Source organism: Oceanisphaera sp., assembly GCF_052084945.1.
In the GTDB taxonomy this organism is placed as follows: domain Bacteria; phylum Pseudomonadota; class Gammaproteobacteria; order Enterobacterales; family Aeromonadaceae; genus Oceanimonas.
On the sequence record NZ_JBQDEX010000180.1, the window covers coordinates 1 to 2,960 of the forward strand.

3 protein-coding genes are annotated in these 2,960 nt (G+C 45.7%); 2 read left to right on the forward strand and 1 reads right to left on the reverse strand.

Going from position 1 to position 2,960, the window contains the following annotated elements; translation table 11 throughout:
* Positions 1-105 precede the first annotated feature (105 nt).
* Positions 106-921, forward strand: a complete 816-nt coding sequence (locus ACTHY5_RS11715) for a potassium channel family protein (protein WP_441879905.1) — start codon at positions 106-108, stop codon at positions 919-921.
* 262 nt (positions 922-1,183) lie between these two features.
* Complete coding sequence (locus ACTHY5_RS11720; protein ID WP_441879908.1) at positions 1,184-1,624, forward strand: universal stress protein; 441 nt, start codon at positions 1,184-1,186, stop codon at positions 1,622-1,624.
* A gap of 24 nt (positions 1,625-1,648) precedes the next feature.
* Here the strand turns inward: ACTHY5_RS11720 and ACTHY5_RS11725 are convergent, their stop codons facing one another.
* A complete protein-coding gene (locus ACTHY5_RS11725) occupies positions 1,649-2,572 on the reverse strand; it encodes a LysR family transcriptional regulator (RefSeq protein ID WP_441879911.1) in 924 nt (307 codons plus the stop codon).
* Positions 2,573-2,960: the final 388 nt, after the last annotated feature.

Sequence of the window (2,960 nt, forward strand, 5' to 3'; positions counted from 1 at the left end):
GCCTGACAGTTTTTATAGGTTATGCGAACACATCGACCATCATAATAAGCGGTTATTTCGCTATACTGCACACATCTTAATAATTAACAACGGACAGGATCGCCCGTGAAACCAACAGTACGCATTTTACCACCCAGTGCCTTCGACCTTGTGATGATGGTGTTATCTATTATTTCAGTGGTGATTATCGTACTACACCAGTTTGGTCCCTTTAATGAGCCAGAAAAAGAGCTGCTGCTTAAGCTGGACACGGGAATTTGTCTGGTGCTGCTCAGTCATTTCTTTTATGGCTTATTTAGTGCAAAAAATAAAAAGCAGTTTTTAAGCACCCATTGGATTGACTTTATTGCCTCTATTCCCGCTATAGATATCTTCCGCTATGGGCGGATCTTTCAGGTGTTGCGGGTCTTGCGTATGTTACGGGTGGCCAACCAAGTTATTCGCCACCTACTAAAGCACAGCGAAAGCACCATGCTGGCATCCATGATGCTGATTTTGCTTGTGGTATTAGGGGGGAGTGCCATCGCTATCTTGATGACAGAAGCGGGCCATGAAGGCTCTAATATCGAAACCGCAGAAGACGCTATTTGGTGGGCGCTGGTTACTATCTCGACGGTAGGTTATGGCGATTATTACCCTATTACTACCGCTGGGCGCGTTATTTCGGCCATTGTTATTCTAACGGGTGTGTCTATTTTTGCCGGTATTTCGGGGCTAGTGGCTTCTAGTTTATTAACCCCCAAAGCGGAAGAAGCCGAACAGCAACAAAAAGTCAATGATCATCAATATCGTCAAGAGGTCACCACGCAACTTACGCAACTTAATAGCTTGCATCAAGAAATCGCCTCATTAAAAGAAGACATTGGCTCACTAAAGGCATTGCTACAACAAAAATCAGGAGGCGATAAGCCGGAGGTTTGAACACAAGCAACACAAGGGTATAAGGAATAAATACAGCGATACGCTTTACGTCTTACGCCATATGTTAAAGTTAAATAGCGCAGTTTTACTGATAGCGTACGGCGTAACGTGCACGGCGGTGCCTTCTCAGACTATTGGACTAAGCGATATCCCTTGTCTCACCCCCATTTTTTGGCCTATGCTGCTAGTGTTATAAAAACCCCGTTCGGCTCACGGTTTATCTAGTAATGGATTGATAGACTTAAAAAAAAGGAGAAACTTCATGGCAGAACCCTATCAGTATCAACATATATTAGCCGCCGTCGACATGTCTGAAAGCAATCGTAAAGTGATTGCTAAAGCAGTTGACCGCGCCCGTGCTAATAACGCTAAGTTGTCTGTTATTCACGTAGATGTGGATCTTAAAGACCTTTATACCGAAATGATCGACATTGATATCGATAATATTCAAGACCAAGTGGTGGCCGATGCAAAGCAGCGACTGGAAGAATATATTGGTGTAATTGATTACCCTATTGAGAAGAAGCTCGTTATTTGTGGTGACCTCACACTGAAAGTGAATGAAGCCGTAGAGCAACACGGCGTCGACTTGCTGATTTGTGGTCATGAGCAAAGCTTTTGGAGCTTACTCACCTCTTCGGCTCGTCAGCTGATGAATACGGTCCCCTGCGATTTATTGGTAGTACCGCTACCTAAAAAATAGCGCAACGGCACCTGAAAATACCATTTAAGGCGACTGGCGTAGCCGGTCGCCTACTTCGGTTAATAACTGACGAAGCCAAGTTAATGCCGGGTCAAACTCAGTTAACGGGTGCTGCGCTAAAATATAAGTACTGCGCAACGACTCACTTAAACTGTGCTGTTGTAGCGGGTAATAATGACAAAAATCCCGCGCGATTAACTCAGGTACCATGGCCAAATAACGCCCAGTGGCCAATAATTTAGGTAAAGCTTCAAAGCTTGGAACCCACACCGCAATATGGCGCTCTAACCCCTGCTTTTTTAACCACTGCTCAACCAAGGTTTGGTTATGCCCCCAGGTTGACGTAGAAACATGGCTCCAACTCACTAACTGCTCTGCCGATAAACACTCAGGCAAGCCACTGCCCTCTGCCGATAGACACACCATGGGATTATCAAACCAAGAATCTATTCGCAACCGCGACGATAAATGATCACCATCGGCAAACGCCACTACTAGGTCCATGCCTCCTCGCGAGAGGCTATCTTCGTAATCTGAATTTGCTAACTCTGTTACCACTAATCGACACGCTGGAGCGCGCTCGTGTAATAGCTCCACCAGCAGCGGCACAGCCCCATGCTCAATAGAAGAAGGCACAGCGAGGCGAAAAGTACGCGCCGACACGCTAGGGTCAAAACTTGCCGACTGGCGAACACCTTGCTCAAGCAAAGCTAGTGCTTGGCGCACTGGGGCTGCCAATGCCAATGCACGTTGAGTGGGCCGCATTTCTTTACGTGTCATCACAAATAAAGGGTCATCTAATGCTTGGCGTAAACGTGCCAATGCATGACTCACGGTAGACTGAGACAGATTAAGCTGCTCTGCAGCGCGTGTGACGTTACGGCTGCGCATTAGCACGTCAAATACGCGCAATAAGTTAAGGTCGAGCCGTTGATAAAGGTTGTTCATCGATATTGACCATGGTTTTATGTTGATAATTCATTTCTTACATGAGTGATCACACCATAAAATGCACCCCATAAACAAGTTAATCGTCGGCGTGATGCAGTAATGCATCTGGTTGTCGGGTTAAAAAGCTTCTGGGCATGGTGGCATCATGGGGGGTACTACCTGTCTATTATGGCTGTTAATGAATTATTCGAGGTAATTTATTGCAGTCATAATACCAACAGAATATTTGTAAGCTCGCGGCGCTAGTTGTCACGCTGACAACCTTTTTAAGGCTAATGCCTTAAGTTCTGCGTGTGGTGTTAACCACCTTTTTAGGGACGTCATAACTTTATGACACACCTTAGTGATTCCCAAGCCGATGCATTGCATCGGCTTTTTTTATGCC